We start from the raw sequence: 16,409 nt of genomic DNA on the forward strand, positions 1-16,409 counted from the left end.
CCCGTCAGAGCCGGCGCTGCCGTTGCGGCGCCGGTTCGGTATCCGAGACCGCGTACGGCCTCGGTGGGCCGTCGGCCGGCGTCACCCAGTCCTGCGCATTGCGCAGGCGCAGACCGCTGGCCTGGAGCGTCGATCGCCAGACCGATGCAAGGGGGGTGAGGCGCGGCAGGGCGCGGAGTTCCAGACCCTCCGCGGCCATCGCGCCGGGCAGATCCTTGAGCGTGTCGCGGCCTGAGGGAACGACGGAATAGCGCGACACCCAGGCTCCCGGCTCGCCGATGGCCTCGAAGGTCTCCGGCGGCATGCCGTAGCGGTGGAGCGTTCCCGATCGGATCCGGTCCATCCAGGCATCCTCCACATAGGCGACGGCCCGGCCCGTGACATCACCGAACCAGGTCCGTCGGTCCTCCGGCGAGGTCTCACCGGTCGGCCAGATCACGATCCGGGGGCAGTCGCGCGGGAAGAGGTAGAGCCGACTGTGGACGGCATCGATCGCCCAGACCAGGGGGTCGTTCAGCCAAACGCGGTCCGGGCCGCGATCGATGGCGACCCGGACGGGACGCGGCACGAAGACCCGGATCGACGGATCTTCGCTGAAGTGGAAAAGCCCTGACACGCACGCCTCGGCGTCGCCCGCGACGGTCACCGCGCGTTGCGGAAGACCTGCAGGTCGAGGTCGCGAACCTTCTTGCGCAAGGTGTTGCGATTCACGCCCAGCAGCTCCGCCGCCCGGATCTGGTTGCCGCGCGTGGCGGCGAGGGCCGCGCCGATCAGTGGCCCTTCGATCTCGCGCAGGATCCGGTGATACAGGCCCGGCGGAGGCAGCGTATCGCGATACCCACCGAAATACTCGGCGAGGTGGCGCTCCACCGCTCCCGACAGGGTCTCGGCCTCGCCGCCCGCCTTGCGGGCGCCGGGAGCGCCGGACGGCTGGTTCTGCGCCAATGGCAGGGTGTCGAGTTCGGCCTCGATGACCGGTCCGGTGATCGTCTCCTGCGGGTAGAGCGCGGCAAGCCGCCGGACGAGGTTCTCCAACTCGCGGACATTGCCGGGCCAGCGATAGCGCTTCAATCGCTCCATCGCCTCGCCGTCGAGCTGCTTGCGGCTCAGGCCCTCGCGCTCCACCAGGATGAAGAAGTGGCGGATGAGGTCGGGCACGTCCTCGGAGCGCTCGCGCAGGGCGGGCAGGCGCAGGGGTACCACGTTCAGGCGGAAGAACAGGTCCTCGCGGAAGATACCCTGCTGGATCGAGACCCGCAGGTCCTTGTTCGTCGCCGCGATGATGCGGACATTGGTCTTGATCGGGACCCGGCCGCCGACGGTGGTGTACTCGCCCTGCTGCAGCACGCGCAGGAGGCGGGTCTGCGCCTCCATCGGCATGTCGCCGATCTCGTCGAGGAACAGCGTGCCGCCCTCGGCCTGCTCGAACCGGCCGGCCGAGCGCGACAGTGCCCCTGTAAACGCCCCCTTCTCGTGGCCGAACAGCTCGGATTCGATGAGGTCGCGCGGGATGGCGGCCATGTTCACGGGCACGAACGGGCCGGTCCGGCGCCGGCCGTAATCGTGCAGGGCCCGGGCGACCAGCTCCTTGCCGGTGCCGGACTCGCCGGTGATCATTACGGTGAGATCGGTCGGCATCAGCCGGGCCAGGGCCCGATAGATCTCCTGCATGGCCGGCGAGCGTCCGACCAGGGGGATGTCCTCGTTGCCCGGGTCCGTCCCGGTGGGCGCGGTGCCGCGTGGGCGGGACAGGGCGCGCCCGACGATGGCGATCAGCTCCTTCAGGTCGAAGGGCTTGGGCAGGTACTCGTAGGCCCCGCGCTCGGAAGCGCGGATCGCCGTCATGAAGGTGTTCTGCGCACTCATGACGATGATCGGCAGCTCCGGCCGCACGCGCTTGATGCGCGGCAGCAGGTCGAAGACGTTCTCGTCGGGCATCACCACGTCGGTGATGACGAGGTCCCCCGCGCCCTCGGCGACCCAGCGCCAGAGGGTGGCGCAGTTGCCGGTCGAGCGGACCTCGTACCCAGCCCGCGACAGCGCCTGGTTGAGGACGGTGCGGATGGCGGCGTCGTCATCCGCGACGATGATGTGTCCGTTGGGCATGACGCGACTCTACAGTTCCGCGGACGATTCGCGCCCGTCGCGGGCGCTCGACATGGGGAGAAGAAGGCGGAAGGTGGTTCGGCGGGGGACCGGATCGCACTCGACGATTCCACCATGGTCGCCGATGATCTTGGCGACCAATGCAAGTCCGAGGCCGGAGCCCTGCGCCTTCGTGGTGACGAAGGGATCGAACAGGTCGGGCAGCAGGTCTGCCGAGACGCCGGGGCCGTTGTCCCGTACCGCCACCTCGATCGGCAGGCTGACGCGCTCACGCGAGCCGGGGACCTGCAGGCGCAGGCCGGTGCGGAAGGCCGTCGACAGCGTGATTTCCCCGTCGACCGCGTCGGCTCCGATGGCCTCGGAGGCGTTCTTCACGAGGTTCAGGATCACCTGCACGAGCTGATCGCGGTTGCCCAGCACGGGCGGCAGGGAAGGATCGTAGGTCTCGACGAAGCGGATGTGGCGGGCGAACCCCGACTGCGCCGAGCGCTTCACCTGGTCGAGCACACCATGCACGTTGACCGAGCCGCGCTCCACCGGGCGCTCGTCGCCGAACAGCTCCATGCGCTCGACGATGCGCACGATCCGGTCGGATTCATCGCAGATCAGCCGGGTCAGGAGACGGTCGTCCTCATTGCCCGACTGCTCGAGAAGCTGGGCCGCGCCGCGGATGCCCGCGAGGGGGTTCTTGATCTCGTGGGCCAGCATGGCGCCCAGCGCCACCATGGAGCGGGCGGCGCCCCGGTGCGTCAGCTGGCGGTTCATCTTGTCGGCGATGGTGCGTTCCTGGAGCATCAGGACCACGGCCTCCTCGTCGTCGCCCAGCGGCGTCGCGAAGACGTCGACGCTGCGCTCCAGGCCCGAGCGCGGCTGCACCAGCTCCACTCCGTACTCGCTGACGCTCGCGCGGCGGCGCCGCACCTCCGCCACCAAGGCGATGATCGGCGAGGCGAAGGGGATGATGTCCGAGAGACGCCGCCGCTGCATCAGTCGGGCGGAATGGTCGAAGAAGGTCTCGCCAGCATGGTTGACGTGGAGGATGTGGTCGTCCGCCCCAACCGTCAGGACCGGCAGCGGCAGGGCGTTGATCACCGCCTCGTTGGTCGGAATGGCGTCGGGTCGCGGTGCGCTGCTGCGGCCCGATATCGGCTTGTCCGAGCTCATGCGGCCTCCCCGATGGCGTGCGGCAGCGTCTCGCCGATGTTCTCGCCGATGTTTTCGCCGAAGGCCTGGGCCAGGAGCGTGGTGGCGATCGCCGGGTCCGTGGTGGTGAGGAGACGCATCCGGTCCTCGGCCGAGAGGCCGCCGCCGGCCTCCGCATAGGCTGCCAGGTGCTTGCGGGCGTGGCGCACGCCCATGCGCAGGCCGTAGAGGGCGAGGAGCCCCTGGTAATGTTCCACCGCCAGGGCGGCCTTCTCGGCTCCCGACAGCACGGGGACGGCTCGGCCCGCGAGACCGGCCGCGAGGGCGCCGACGAGCCAGGGCCGACCCACCGCCGCCCGCCCGACCATCAGGCCGGCGGCCCCGGAGCGCGCGAGGCAGGTTTGCGCCTGGGCCAGGGTGGTGATGTCGCCGTTCGCGATGACGGGGATCGCGACCGCCTCGACGACGGCACGGATCGCGCCCCAATCGGCTTGGTCCTTGTAAAATTGCTGCCGGGTCCGGCCATGCACCGTCACGGCGTTCAGCCCGAGCCCTTCGGCCCGACGCGCCAGGTCCGGGGCGTTGAGGTTGGCATGGTCCCAGCCGAGGCGCATCTTCACCGTGACGGGGATCTGCACCGCTCCTCGCACCGCGGCGAGGATGCGGGTCGCCCCCTCGATGTCGCGCATCAGCGCCGAGCCCGAGGCGACGCCGGTCACGACCTTGGCCGGGCAGCCCATGTTGATGTCGATCACGTCCGCCCCGTTCGCCTCGGCGATGCGCGCGGCTTCCGCCATCGGCTCCGGCGCACAGCCGGCGAGCTGAACGATGTGCGGATCGACGCCGCTGCCCTCGGCGCGCAGCTGAGCTTCCTGGTCGCCGCGGGCCAGTTCGGCGGCGGCCACCATCTCGGAGACGACCGCGCTCGCCCCCAGGCGTCGCGCGATGCGTCGGACATGCAGATCGGTGACGCCGGACAGCGGCGCCAGAAGAACCGGGACAGGCCTCGTGCCACCCCGAGCCGCGGGGCCGCCATCGGTCTCCGTCCGACGAAGAAAGCTCAAATAATCATCAGCGCACATTGTGCTCAACAAATAGACAAAACCGCCCGAGGCGCAAGCGATTCGACGGATTTGATTTCAGCTTCTCCCGCGCTTAAACGACAAACCGCCCATCGGTCGGTCGCCAAGGCCTTCGCATCGCGGACGCGCGGTGACCGGCGGATGCGCGGAATCTCACACCCCCGAAGCGCGGGAGCATACGCATGTCCGGCACCGCGTGGAATGCGGCAGCGGTGGTCGTCGCCGCCGGTCGCGGCATCCGCATCGGGGGCGACACCCCGAAGCAGTACCGCCGCGTCGGCGGTCAGGCCGTGTTGACCCGGACATTGGCGGCCCTTGCGGCCCATCCGGGCATCGCTCGCATCCAGCCCGTGATCGCGCCGGACGCCGCCGACTTCTACCGGGCCTGCCTCGACGACCTCGACGCCGCCACCCGGGGCAAGCTTGCGGAGCCCGTGCCCGGCGGCGCGACCCGCCAGCAATCGGTCCGTGCCGGGCTCGAGGCCCTGGACGGCGCCGACGCACCGGACCTCGTTCTCGTTCACGACGCCGCCCGTCCACACGTGGACGTGGCCCTGATCGAGCGCGCCCTCAAGGCGGGGCGCGACCACCGCGCCGCCGTTCCGGGCATTGCGGTGACCGACACAATCAAGGTGGTGGAGGACCTCGGCGACGGCACGGGTCGGGTCCGCGAGACGCCGCAGCGCGAGGGCCTGCGCGCCGTGCAGACGCCGCAATCCTTCGCCTACGGGCCCCTGCGCGACGCCCATCGCCGCGCGGCCGAGGCCGACCTGCACGCCTTCACCGACGACGGAGCCCTCGCCGAGTGGGCCGGCCTGGCCGTAGTCGTCTTCGAGGGCGACCCGCGCAATCGCAAGATCACCCAGCCGGCCGACTTGATCGAGGCCGATCGCGGCTTCTCCGGCCAACACCCCACCGCCCAGAACGAGGCTCATCCCATGACCACCTACGTCACCCGCCTCGGCACCGGCTTCGATGTCCACGCCTTCACGGACGGCGACCATGTCTGGCTCGGCGGCGTGAAGATCCCCGCCGACCGTGGCGTCCTCGCGCACTCGGACGGCGACGTCGCCCTCCACGCCCTCACCGATGCGCTCCTGGGCGCGATCGCGGACGGCGACATCGGCACCCACTTCCCGCCGAGCGACGAGCAGTGGCGCGGCGCCGCGTCCGACCGCTTCCTCGCCCATGCGGTGGACCTGGTGCGGGCGCGCGGCGGAAAGATCGACCACCTGGATATCACCGTCCTGGCCGAGGCCCCCCGCATCGGCGCCCATCGCGAGGCCATCCGCGCCCGCATCGCCGAGATCGCGGGTGTGCCGCTGAGTTCCGTCTCGATCAAGGCGACCACCACCGAGAAGCTCGGCTTCGTCGGTCGCGCCGAGGGCCTCGCCGCGCAGGCCGCCGCCACCGTGCGGCTGCCCGAGGTGACGGCCGAACTCGACGCTGCCGACGAGACGGCCGAGCGCCGCTCGTGATCGACGATCCCGCCCTGCTGGCCCGGGCGGAGGCGCTCGTCGCCGCCTACGCAGCGGCGGGGCTGACGGTCGCCACGGCCGAATCCTGCACCGGCGGCCTCGTCGCCGGGCTGCTCACCGCGATCCCGGGCTCCTCGGCCGTGGTGGAGGGCGGCTTCGTCACCTACTCGAACGCGGCGAAGTCCGAGAGCATCGGCGTACCGGCCGACCTCATCGCCGCCTACGGCGCAGTGAGTGCGCCGGTGGCCCGGGCCATGGCCGAGGGCGCCCTCGCGCGGGCCCGCACCAGCGTCGCCGTCGCGATCACCGGCATCGCCGGACCCGGTGGCGGCAGCGCCGACAAACCGGTCGGCCTCGTGCATTTCGGCCTCGCGGCCGCGGGCGGCGCCGTGCGCCACCTGGAGCGGCGCTACGGCGATCTCGGCCGCACCGAGATCCGCCGTCAGGCGGTGGGCGATGCGATGGGCCTCCTCGAATCGGCCCTCGCACCGACGTCTTGAAACCGACACGCTCGCCTGAGAGGGTACGGCTCGCGGGGCATTCGCGCCGCGTTCGACCGTGAACCCATGGGGAGGCTGCATGATCTCGGTATCGTTCGCCGCCCCGGCCCGCCCGCGCCGCGTGCGCCTGCCGGTCTGACGACGCCGCGCGCCTGAGCGCGCCATCGCGTCCCCGTCTCGTCCTCTTCCTTCTCCGGCCGGTCGCTGTGGCGCCCGTGCCGTCCACGGAGTCGGCGCACGTCCCGCGCCGTGATCGCGTCCATGATCCTCGATCGCCTGAAAGGCGCGGAGGCCTATCGGGCCGTCCTCGCGTTCCTCGTCCGCCAATGGCGCAGCCGACTCCCCCTCCTCGGCGGCGTCGTCGCGGCGATCGTCGGCTCGACTCTGGCCGACGTGTTCCTGCCCCTGTTCGCCGGCCGGCTGGTCGATGCGCTCTCGGCCGTCGACCGCGCTGCGGCCCGCTGGGATGCCCTCGTCGCTTTCGCGGCGATGGGCGGCCTGGGGCTCGTCACCCTGGGGCTACGCCACGTGGCCTGGTCACTGGTGGTGCCGCTGACCCTCTCGACCATGCAGGCCGTGGCGCAGGCCGGTTTCCACCGGGTCCAGCGCCTCTCCACCGACTGGCACGCCAACAGCTTCTCGGGCTCCACCGTGCGCAAAGTCTCTCGGGGGATGTGGGCCCTCGAGGGGCTGAACGACACGCTGTTGCTGGAACTGCTGCCGGCTTTCGTGGTGCTCGTCGGCACCATGCTGCTGCTCGGCCTGCAATGGCCCGTGATGGGTCTGGTGATCGGCCTCGGCTCGCTGGTTTATCTCGGTCTCGTCGTGACCCTGGCCACGCGGATCATCGCGCCGGCGGCCCAGCTCTCGAACGTGTGGGATTCCCGGCTCGGCGGCGCCCTGAGCGATGCCGTCGGGGCCAACGCGGTGGTGAAAGCCTTCGGTGCCGAGGCCCGCGAGGATGCGCGTCTCGCGCGGCTCCTCGGCAAGTGGAACCGACGGACGCACCGCACCTGGATGCGGATCACCTGGAGCATCACGGCGCAGTTCGCGCTGCTGCTCCTGCTGCGCACGGCGATCGTCGGCACGGCCCTGTGGCTGTGGTGGACGGGGGCGGCGACCCCCGGCGACGTGGCCTACGTGCTGACCACCTACTTCGTGGTGCACGGCTACCTGCGGGACATCGGCGGTCACATCAACCAGGTGCAGCGGGGCGTGAACGAGATGGAGGAACTCGTCGCCCTCGAGGTCGAACCCTACGGCGTGGCGGACCGGCCAGATGCCGCGGCGCTGGTCGCACAGCGCGGCGACCTGCGCTTCGACCGCGTCACCTTCCACTATGCGGGGCACGCGACGCCGCTCTACCGCGACCTCTCCCTGCAGATCCCCGCCGGGCAGCGGGTCGGCCTCGTCGGCCGCTCGGGCTCCGGGAAGACGACCTTCGTCAAGCTGGTGCAGCGCCTCTACGATGTCACCGGCGGCCGCGTCTGCATCGACGGGCAGAACGTTGCCGGTGTGACGCAGGCGTCCCTGCGCGCGCACATCGCCATCGTGCCGCAGGAGCCGGTCCTGTTCCACCGGTCCCTGGCGGAGAACATCGCCTATGCGCGACCGGGGGCCTCCGCGGATGAGATCGCCCGCGCGGCGCGCCTCGCCAATGCGCACGACTTCATCGCCCGCTTGCCCCAGGGCTACGCCACCCTGGTGGGCGAGCGCGGCGTCAAGCTCTCGGGCGGCGAACGCCAGCGCGTGGCGCTGGCCCGCGCCTTCCTGGCCGACGCGCCGATCCTCATCCTCGACGAGGCCACGTCCAGCCTCGACTCGGAATCGGAGGCGCTGATCCAGGAGGCGATGGAGCGGCTGATGCGCGGGCGCACGGCCATCGTGATCGCGCACCGGCTCTCCACCGTGCGGTCTCTCGACCGCATCCTCGTCTTCGACGGCGGCCGCATCGTCGAGGACGGCACCCACGACGATCTGCTGGTTCGCCCGGAGGGACGCTATCGTGCCTTGTTTGAGCGTCAGGCCGGTGGTGTGGTGGCGGCGTGATCGTGGATCTCGGCGCGGATCAGGCCGCGCCGTAGACCCGGTTCGCCCGTGCCTCGAAGGCGTCGGTGAACTTGCGGAAGGCGCGGTCGAACATCGTGCCCATGAGCATCCCGAGCGTCCGGCTCTTGAACTCGTAGGTGATGAAGAAGTCGACCGTGCAGCCACCGCCCTCGGCCTCCTTGAAGACCCAGCGGTTCTCGAGGTGGCGGAACGGGCCGTCGATGTACTCGGCGACGATGCGCCGGTTCTCGGGATCCAGGGTGACGCTCGTGGTGAAGCGCTCACGGATCGCCTTGTAGCCGACCCCCATCTCGGCCACGAGCACCTCCGTGCCGTCCGCTCCCGGCTGACGCCGGAGGACTCGCAAGGATTCGCAGAGGGGCAGGAAGTCCGGGTAGCGCTCCACGTCGGCGACGAGGTCGTACATCTGACGCGGTGAGTGCCGCACCGCGCGGTTGATCCGGAATGAGGGCATCGAGACTCTAGGCGTTGGCGATGCGGGCGAGACGGGCCGCCTTCAGCTTTGCGAAATCCTCTCCGGCGTGATGGGAGGAGCGGGTCAGGGGCGTCGCCGAGACGAGGAGGAAGCCCTTGGTGTAGGCGGTGGTCTCCAGACCCTTGAATTCGTCCGGCGGCACGAAGCGCACCACCTCGTGGTGCTTCTTGGTGGGCTGGAGGTACTGGCCGATGGTGAGGAAGTCGACATCGGCCGAGCGCAGGTCGTCCATGAGCTGGACCACTTCGTTCCGCTCCTCGCCGAGGCCGACCATGATGCCGGATTTGGTGAAGATGGTCGGGTCGAGCTCCTTCACCCGCTGCAGCAGGCGCACCGAGTGGAAGTAGCGCGCGCCGGGGCGGACTGTGAGGTAGTTGCCCGGCACGGTTTCCATGTTGTGGTTGAATACGTCGGGCCGGGCCGCGACCACGACTTCGAGGGCCCCGGCTTTCCGCAGGAAGTCCGGGGTCAGCACCTCGATGGTGGTGGCGGGGCTGCGCGCGCGGATCGCCCGGATGGTGCGGGCGAAGTGCTCGGCGCCGCCGTCTGCGAGATCGTCGCGGTCGACCGAGGTGATGACGACGTGGTGGAGGCCGAGCTTGGCGACGGAATCCGCAACCTTGTCGGGTTCGCCCGCGTCGAGGCCCTCCGGCAGGCCGGTGCGCACGTTGCAGAAGGCGCAGGCCCGCGTGCAGGTGTCGCCCATGATCATGAAGGTGGCGTGCTTCTTCTCCCAGCACTCACCGATGTTCGGGCAGCCGGCTTCCTCGCAGACCGTGACGAGGCCGTGCTCGTGGACGATCTTGCGGGTGTCCTCCCAGCCCTTGGAACCGGGTGCCTTCACGCGGATCCAGTCCGGCTTGCGCTGGATCGGCTTATCGGGCCGGTGCGCCTTCTCGGGGTGGCGCGGGCGCTGATCGTTGCGAAGGAGGTCGAGGACGACGGCCATGACAATCCACGGGATTCGCCCGCGAGACGCCGGCGCGTGTCCCGGACTTAAGGTGTGACGCCTCCGACCGCAAACCCGCCGCGGCGGAACGGCGCGACAGGGGCCGTCGTTCGTCAGCAGCGCCGCCGGCTCAATACCGGCGTCCGGCCGCCGCCCGGTAGATCGTGATGATGAGGATGGCGCCGAGCGTCGCCGAGATCAGGTTGCGCCAGAACCCGAAGATCGGAATGTGGAACTTGTGGGCGAGGTAGTTGCCCAGCAGGCCCCCGAGAATGCCCATCACGATATTGGCGATGAGACCCATATTCGCCGCGGTGAACCGCTCGGCGAGCCATCCCGCCAGCGCCCCGATGACGATCGCCATGAGCAACCCGACGCCGGGCTGCCCCAGGGCGCCGTACACGTGTCCGTCCATCGTCGGTCCTCCTCCCCGCGCCACGCCAACCGTTCCCGTCGACGGGCGCTCAGGTGCCCTTCCGGCAAGCGGCTTTCAAGCCGGGCGTTCGGCTGTCAGCGACATCGCCGCCTTGCCGCCCGGGCTGCGGCGCCGGATCAGGTGTGGATCACCTTCCCATACGCATCCAGCACGCTCTCGTGCATCATCTCGCTGAGCGTCGGGTGCGGGAAGACCGTGTGCATCAGGTCTTCCTCGGTGGTCTCCAGGTTCATGGCGACGACGTAGCCCTGGATCAGCTCGGTGACTTCGGCGCCGACCATGTGGGCGCCGAGGAGCTGGCCCGTCTTGGCGTCGAAGACGGTCTTCACGAGGCCGTCCGGCTCGCCGAGGGCGATGGCCTTGCCGTTGCCCGCGAAGGGGAAGCGGCCGACCTTCACGGCAAAGCCCAGTTCCTTGGCCTTGGCCTCGGTGAGGCCCACGGAGGCGATCTGCGGCTGGCAGTAGGTACAGCCGGGGATCTTGGCCTTGTCCATGGCGTGGGTGTGCAGGCCCTTGATCGTCTCCACGCAGAGCACGCCCTCGTGCTCGGCCTTGTGGGCGAGCATGGGCGGGCCGGCGACGTCCCCGATGGCGTAGACGCCCGGCACGTTGGTGCGGCCGAGGCCGTCGGTGACCACGATGCCGCGTTCGATGGTGACGCCGAGCTTGTCGAGGCCGATGCCCTCGATGTTGCCGACGACGCCCACCGCGGAGATCAGCTTCTCCGCCGTCAGCTGCTGGGTCTTGCCGTCCCCCGTCTCGATCGTCGCCGTGACCGCGTCGGTCGATTTCTCCACCTTCGTCACCTTGGCGCCGGTGAGGATCTTGATGCCCTGTTTCTCGAAGCGCTTGCGGGCGAGGCCGGCGATCTCGGCATCCTCCACGGGCAGGATCTGCGGCAGGAGCTCGATCACCGTGACCTCGGCGCCCATGGTGCGGTAGAACGAGGCGAACTCGATCCCGATGGCGCCCGAGCCCATGACGAGGAGGCTCTTGGGCATCGTCTCCGGCACCATGGCCTCGTAGTAGGTCCAGATCTGCTTCTTGTCGGGCTCGATGCCCGGAATCGCACGGGGCCGTGCGCCGGTGGCGACGATGATGTGCTTGGCGGAGTAGGATCCCGCCGCCAGGGCACCCTTCGGGGCCGGCGCGCGAGCGGTCTCCTTCACGGTCACCTCGCCCGGCTGGTTGCCCTTGGCGGCCGCCGTGATGGTCGCCTCGCCCCAGATCACGTCGACCTTGTTCTTCTTCAGCAGCATGCCGACGCCGCCGTTCAGCCGGGTCGAGACCCCGCGCGAGCGCTTGACGATGGCGGCCGTGTCGAAGCCGACCTTCTCGGCCGACAGGCCGTAATCGGAGGCGTGCTGCATGTAGTGGTAGATCTCGGCCGAGCGCAGCAGCGCCTTGGTGGGGATGCAGCCCCAGTTCAGGCAGATGCCACCGAGATGTTCGCGGTCCACCACGGCGGTCTTGAAGCCGAGCTGCGCCGCCCGGATCGCCGCCACATAGCCGCCGGGGCCGGCGCCGATGATGAGGATGTCATAGGTGTCGGCCATGTGAGGGCTCCTGCTGCCCTCCCGGATCTGGGGAGGGGCCGGGTGTGGGGACTTGCCGGGCTCGGGAACGGGTCAACGCGCTCCGGTCAGACCAGCATCCCCATGGGGTTCTCGATCAGCGCCTTGAAGGCCGAGATCAGCTCGGCGCCCAGCGCCCCGTCGAGGACGCGGTGGTCGCAGGACAGGGTGGTGGTCATCACCTGGGCGACGGCCGGAGCGCCGTCGCGCACCACGATGCGCTTCTCGCCGGCGCCCACGGCGAGGATCGAGGATTGGGGCGGGTTGATCACCGCCGTGAAGTGCTTGATGCCGAACATGCCGAGGTTCGAGACCGACGTGACGCCGCCCTGGTATTCCTCGGGCTTCAACTTCTTGGCCCGCGCCCGCGCGGCGAAGTCCTTCATCTCGTTGGAGATGGTGGAGAGCGTCTTCTGGTCGGCCCGGCGGATCACGGGCGTGTACAGGCCACCGTCGATGGCCACCGCCACGCCGACCTCGGCGTTGTCGAAGCGCAGGATCCGATCCTCGGCCCAGACGGCATTGGCCGTCGGCACCCGCATCAGGGCGAGGCCCATCGCCTTGATGACGAAGTCGTTCACCGAGAGCTTGAACAGCGGCTTGCCGTCCTTGGTTGTGCCCGCGCTCTTGTTGAGCTGCTCGCGCAGGGCCATCAGCGCGTCAAGTTCGCAATCCACCGTGAGGTAGAAGTGCGGTGCCACCTGCATCGCCTCGGTCAGGCGCTTGGCGATGGTCTTGCGCATGCCGTCGAGGGGCACCTCCTCGAAGGTACCCTTCGGATAGAAGCCGCGCACCTGGTCCGCGGTGAGGCCGGCGGGTGCCGCCGCCTTGGCGGGGGTCGGTGCGGCCTGGACAGGCGCCGCCTGCGGGGCCTCGGCGGGCCTCGCCGCAGGGGCTGAGGCAGCCTTGCCGGTGCCGTCTGCCAGCGCCGCGCGGACATCGCGCTCGATCACCCGGCCGCGGGGACCGGAGCCCGTCACCGCCGCGAGATCGACGCCCTCCTGCTTGGCGATGCGGCGGGCCAGCGGCGAGGCGAAGACGCGTCCGCCCTCGGCCGAGGGCGCGGCGCCGGTGCTCGCGCTCGCACGCGTGCCTCCCGCGGGCGTCGCACCGTCGGGAGCCTCGTTGACGCGGGCGTAGGACATCGTTCCGCCGCCGGGCGTGGCATTCTCGGCGGGTGCCGCGGGCTTGGCCTCGGCCTGAGGCGCTTCCGCCTTCGGCGCCGCACCGCCGCCGGGGGCCTGGACGCTGGCCGGGTCCTCGCCGTCCGCCGCGATGATGGCGATAAGGTCGTTCACCGGCACGTCGGCGGTGCCCTCGGCCACGAGGATCTTGGCGAGCACGCCCTCGTCGATGGCCTCAACCTCCATGGTCGCCTTGTCGGTCTCGATCTCGGCGAGCACGTCGCCGGATTTCACCGCGTCCCCCTCCTTCTTCAGCCACTTGGCGAGGTTGCCCTTCTCCATCGTGGGCGACAGGGCGGGCATCAGGACGTTGATCGGCATGGGGAAAAATCCTGATCGTCAGCGGGCGGTATCGGGGGAGCGGCGGTCAGTTCAGAATCGGCGCGTCGGGGTCGAGGCTCTCGGCTTCGAAGCCGGCGCGAATGCGCGCGAAGGCGTCTTCCTCCGACATCTCGGTCTCCAGCGCGTAGACCCGCGCCGCCTGGCGGGCGAGGTCGGCGAGGAGGCGGCCCCAGGTGGCCGCGTCGTCGAAGGAGCGCCGCAGGGCGATGCTCACGGCCCCGTCGACGACGCTGGCGCGAAGGACCTCGATGCCACCGTTCTCGATGGCATCCGGTGGGGCGGACAGTTCTTCGAATTTGTCGGTCATCATCTCGTCTCCGATCTCTCCCCGGGCCGGGAAGAGTGGGAGGTGAACGCGCGCGGCCCTCAGCGGTAGCAGACCGCCTTCACGGCCTCGATCACCTCGGCGACGTTGGGAAGCGCCAGCTTCTCGAGATTGGCGGCGTAGGGCATCGGCACGTCCTTCCCAGTGACGCGCAGGACGGGGGCGTCGAGGTAGTCGAAGGCATCGACCATCAGGCGGGCCGAGATCTCGGCGCCGATGCCCGATTGCGGGAAGCCTTCCTCCACGGCGACGCAACGGCCGGTCTTCTTCACCGATTCCACCACCGTGGCGGTGTCCATCGGGCGCAAAGTCCGGAGATCGATCACCTCGGCCTCGATGCCCTCCTCCGCCAGCGCCTGCGCTGCCTTCAAGGCGTAGGTCATGCCGATGGAGAACGATACGATGGTCACGTCGGTGCCGGGGCGGTGGATCCGTGCCTTGCCGATGGGCAGCACGAAGTCGTCGAGCTTCGGCACCGGGAAGGTCTGGCCGTAGAGGATCTCGTTCTCGAGGAAGATGATCGGGTTGGGGTCGCGGATGGCCGCCTTGAGCAGGCCCTTGGCATCCGATGCGGTGTAGGGCGCGATGACCTTCAGGCCGGGCACGTTGGAGTACCAGGCCGAATAGTCGTGGCTGTGCTGGGCACCGACGCGGGCGGCCGCGCCGTTGGGACCGCGGAACACGATCGGGCAGCCGAGCTGACCGCCGGACATGTAGAGGGTCTTGGCCGCCGAGTTGATGATGTGGTCGATCGCCTGCATGGCGAAGTTGAAGGTCATGAACTCGACGATGGGGCGCAGGCCCGTGAAGGCGGCGCCGACGCCGATGCCGGCGAAGCCGTGCTCGGTGATCGGGGTGTCGACCACCCGGCGGGCGCCGAACTCCTGCAGCAGCCCTTGCGTGATCTTGTAGGCGCCCTGGTATTCGGCGACCTCCTCACCCATCACGAAGACGGCGTCGTCCTTGCGCATCTCCTCGGCCATGGCGTCGCGCAGGGCTTCCCGGACTGTCGTGGAGACCATCTCGGTGCCCTCGGGGAATTCCTCCATCACGGGCGCGGGCGCCTTGTTGGTGATGGTCGCGGGGGCAGCCGGGGCCTTCGGCGCGTCGTCGCCGGTCTTGGCGCTGGGGGCCGGCGTGTCGGCCTGGCCTTCGGCCTGCATGTCGGGCGCCGGAGCGGGCTGAGCGGAAGCCTCGGGCTTCGAAGCGCCGCCACCTGCGGCGGCGGCCGAAACGTCCTCACCCTCGGCGGCGATGATGGCGATCGGCGTGTTGACCTTCACGCCCTCGGTGCCCTCCTCGACGAGGATCTTGGCGAGCACGCCCTCATCGATGGCCTCGACCTCCATGGTCGCCTTGTCGGTCTCGATCTCGGCCAGCACGTCGCCGGATTTGACCGGATCACCCGCCTTCTTCAGCCACTTCGAGAGCTTGCCCTCTTCCATGGTGGGGGAGAGGGCGGGCATCAGGATGTCGGTCGCCATGAAATACTCGTCGATCGAGGATGAGGCGGTCAGCCCTTCGAAGGCAGGGACGCGGCCGCGGGCGCGGCGTGCGGCCCCCGTCTCCGGCACAGGAGAGGGGTCAGGCGCGGGCTTCCAGCAGGATATCGGTCCACAGCTCGGCGGGATCCGGCTCCGGATCGTGCGTCGCGAACTCGGCGGATTCGTTCACGGTCTCGCGCACCTTGGCGTCTGTGGCCTTGAGCTCGGCCTCGGGCACCCCGTGCATCTCGATCAGGCGCTTGCGCACCATCTCGATCGGATCGTGCTCCTCGCGCATCTTCGAGACCTCGTCCTTCGTCCGGTACTTGGCCGGGTCGGACATCGAGTGGCCGCGGTAGCGGTAGGTCTGCATCTCGAGGATGTAGGGGCCCTCGCCCGAGCGTGCGTGCTCGATCGCCCGGGTCGCGGCCTCCCGCACGGTGCGGACGTCCATGCCGTCCACCTGCTCGCCGGGAATGCCGAAGGAGATGCCACGTTTGGAGAAGTCGGTCTGCGCGGAGGCGCGGGCTACCGAGGTGCCCATGGCATAGCGGTTGTTCTCGATCACGTAGACCACGGGCAGCTTCCACAGCTGCGCCATGTTGAAGCTCTCGTAGACCTGGCCCTGGTTGGCCGCGCCGTCACCCATGTAGGTCAGGCTGACATTGCCGTTCTTCTTGTAGGCGTCGGCGAAGGCCAGGCCGGTGCCGAGGCTGACCTGGGCGCCGACGATGCCGTGCCCGCCGAAGAACTGCTTCTCGCGGGAGAACATGTGCATCGAGCCGCCCTTGCCGCGGCTGTAGCCGCCGCGGCGACCGGTGAGCTCGGCCATCACGCCCTTTGGATCCATGCCGCAGGCGAGCATGTGGCCGTGGTCGCGGTAACCGGTGATCACCTGGTCGCCGTCGACCGAGGCCATCTGCATGCCGATGACGACGGCTTCCTGGCCGATATAGAGGTGGCAGAAGCCGCCGATCAGGCCCATGCCGTAGAGCTGGCCGGCCTTCTCCTCGAAGCGCCGGATCAGCAGCATCTCGTGATAGGCGTGGAGGTCTTCCTCGCGGGTGAACTGCGGCGCGTTCGGGGCCGGCGCGTGGGTCGCGGCCGCGCCCGTGGGCATCGCCCCCCCGGATCGCTGAGCCTCCGCCCGGCTTGTGTCGGAGGCGGCTTGGCCTGCATCCTTCGCGGCATCCATCGGCAACTCCCCGGGACCATCTGTTCACCCGGGGTTCTAGGGCACGCCCGGAGTGAAAGCGAGGCC

The 16,409-nt window shown here is 69.7% G+C and carries 15 protein-coding genes; 3 read left to right on the forward strand and 12 right to left on the reverse strand.

Annotation, left to right across the window (positions count from 1 at the left end; all coding sequences use genetic code 11):
• Positions 1-4: 4 nt before the first annotated feature.
• From AC0IY1_RS09010 to dusB, 4 genes are read right to left on the reverse strand one after another with little or no spacing between them, the layout of a single operon-like run.
• Positions 5-616, reverse strand: coding sequence for a DUF6886 family protein (locus tag AC0IY1_RS09010; protein WP_471769015.1), 612 nt, complete (start codon positions 614-616; stop codon positions 5-7).
• A 26-nt stretch (positions 617-642) separates the two neighbouring features.
• A complete protein-coding gene (gene ntrC / locus AC0IY1_RS09015) occupies positions 643-2,106 on the reverse strand; it encodes a nitrogen regulation protein NR(I) (RefSeq protein ID WP_471769017.1) in 1,464 nt (487 codons plus the stop codon).
• A gap of 9 nt (positions 2,107-2,115) precedes the next feature.
• A complete protein-coding gene (locus tag AC0IY1_RS09020; RefSeq protein ID WP_245436047.1) occupies positions 2,116-3,270 on the reverse strand; it encodes a two-component system sensor histidine kinase NtrB in 1,155 nt (384 codons plus the stop codon).
• A complete protein-coding gene (gene dusB, locus AC0IY1_RS09025; protein WP_471769019.1) occupies positions 3,267-4,331 on the reverse strand; it encodes a tRNA dihydrouridine synthase DusB in 1,065 nt (354 codons plus the stop codon). The genes AC0IY1_RS09020 and dusB overlap by 4 nt, the downstream gene beginning before the upstream one ends.
• A 182-nt stretch (positions 4,332-4,513) precedes the next feature.
• Here dusB and AC0IY1_RS09030 point away from each other — a divergent pair, with 182 nt between their 5' ends.
• From AC0IY1_RS09030 to AC0IY1_RS09040, 3 genes are all read left to right on the forward strand, one after another.
• Positions 4,514-5,809: a bifunctional 2-C-methyl-D-erythritol 4-phosphate cytidylyltransferase/2-C-methyl-D-erythritol 2,4-cyclodiphosphate synthase gene (locus tag AC0IY1_RS09030; protein ID WP_471769021.1), complete on the forward strand. Its 1,296-nt coding sequence runs from the start codon at positions 4,514-4,516 to the stop codon at positions 5,807-5,809.
• Positions 5,806-6,309: a CinA family protein gene (locus tag AC0IY1_RS09035; protein ID WP_471769023.1), complete on the forward strand. Its 504-nt coding sequence runs from the start codon at positions 5,806-5,808 to the stop codon at positions 6,307-6,309. The genes AC0IY1_RS09030 and AC0IY1_RS09035 overlap by 4 nt, the downstream gene beginning before the upstream one ends.
• A 261-nt stretch (positions 6,310-6,570) precedes the next feature.
• Positions 6,571-8,358, forward strand: coding sequence for an ABC transporter ATP-binding protein (locus AC0IY1_RS09040; RefSeq protein ID WP_471769025.1), 1,788 nt, complete (start codon positions 6,571-6,573; stop codon positions 8,356-8,358).
• A gap of 19 nt (positions 8,359-8,377) precedes the next feature.
• On the opposite strand, the gene AC0IY1_RS09045 is transcribed toward AC0IY1_RS09040, so the two are convergent.
• The 8 genes from AC0IY1_RS09045 to pdhA all read right to left on the reverse strand — a co-directional run bounded on the left by AC0IY1_RS09045 (position 8,378) and on the right by pdhA (position 16,343).
• Entirely contained in the window at positions 8,378-8,833 is a 456-nt protein-coding gene (locus AC0IY1_RS09045) for a type II toxin-antitoxin system RatA family toxin (protein ID WP_471769027.1), read from the reverse strand.
• Positions 8,834-8,840: 7 nt separating this feature from the next.
• Positions 8,841-9,803, reverse strand: a complete 963-nt coding sequence (gene lipA / locus AC0IY1_RS09050; RefSeq protein ID WP_055953027.1) for a lipoyl synthase — start codon at positions 9,801-9,803, stop codon at positions 8,841-8,843.
• Positions 9,804-9,933: 130 nt separating this feature from the next.
• Positions 9,934-10,218 carry a GlsB/YeaQ/YmgE family stress response membrane protein gene (locus tag AC0IY1_RS09055; protein ID WP_471769029.1) on the reverse strand — a complete coding sequence of 95 codons (285 nt, stop codon included), beginning with the start codon at positions 10,216-10,218 and terminating at the stop codon, positions 9,934-9,936.
• Between the two features lie 137 nt (positions 10,219-10,355).
• Positions 10,356-11,795 carry a dihydrolipoyl dehydrogenase gene (gene lpdA, locus AC0IY1_RS09060; RefSeq protein ID WP_471769031.1) on the reverse strand — a complete coding sequence of 480 codons (1,440 nt, stop codon included), beginning with the start codon at positions 11,793-11,795 and terminating at the stop codon, positions 10,356-10,358.
• Positions 11,796-11,881: 86 nt separating this feature from the next.
• Positions 11,882-13,318: a pyruvate dehydrogenase complex dihydrolipoamide acetyltransferase gene (locus AC0IY1_RS09065; RefSeq protein ID WP_471769033.1), complete on the reverse strand. Its 1,437-nt coding sequence runs from the start codon at positions 13,316-13,318 to the stop codon at positions 11,882-11,884.
• Positions 13,319-13,364: 46 nt separating this feature from the next.
• Complete coding sequence (locus AC0IY1_RS09070; protein ID WP_055953798.1) at positions 13,365-13,646, reverse strand: DUF5076 domain-containing protein; 282 nt, start codon at positions 13,644-13,646, stop codon at positions 13,365-13,367.
• Positions 13,647-13,705: 59 nt separating this feature from the next.
• On the reverse strand, positions 13,706-15,148 hold the full coding sequence (locus tag AC0IY1_RS09075) for a pyruvate dehydrogenase complex E1 component subunit beta (protein ID WP_471769035.1): 1,443 nt from the start codon (positions 15,146-15,148) through the stop codon (positions 13,706-13,708).
• Between the two features lie 100 nt (positions 15,149-15,248).
• Positions 15,249-16,343, reverse strand: a complete 1,095-nt coding sequence (pdhA, locus tag AC0IY1_RS09080) for a pyruvate dehydrogenase (acetyl-transferring) E1 component subunit alpha (protein WP_082513052.1) — start codon at positions 16,341-16,343, stop codon at positions 15,249-15,251.
• Between the last annotated feature and the right edge of the window lie 66 nt (positions 16,344-16,409).

Source organism: Methylobacterium sp. AC690, assembly GCF_979256535.1.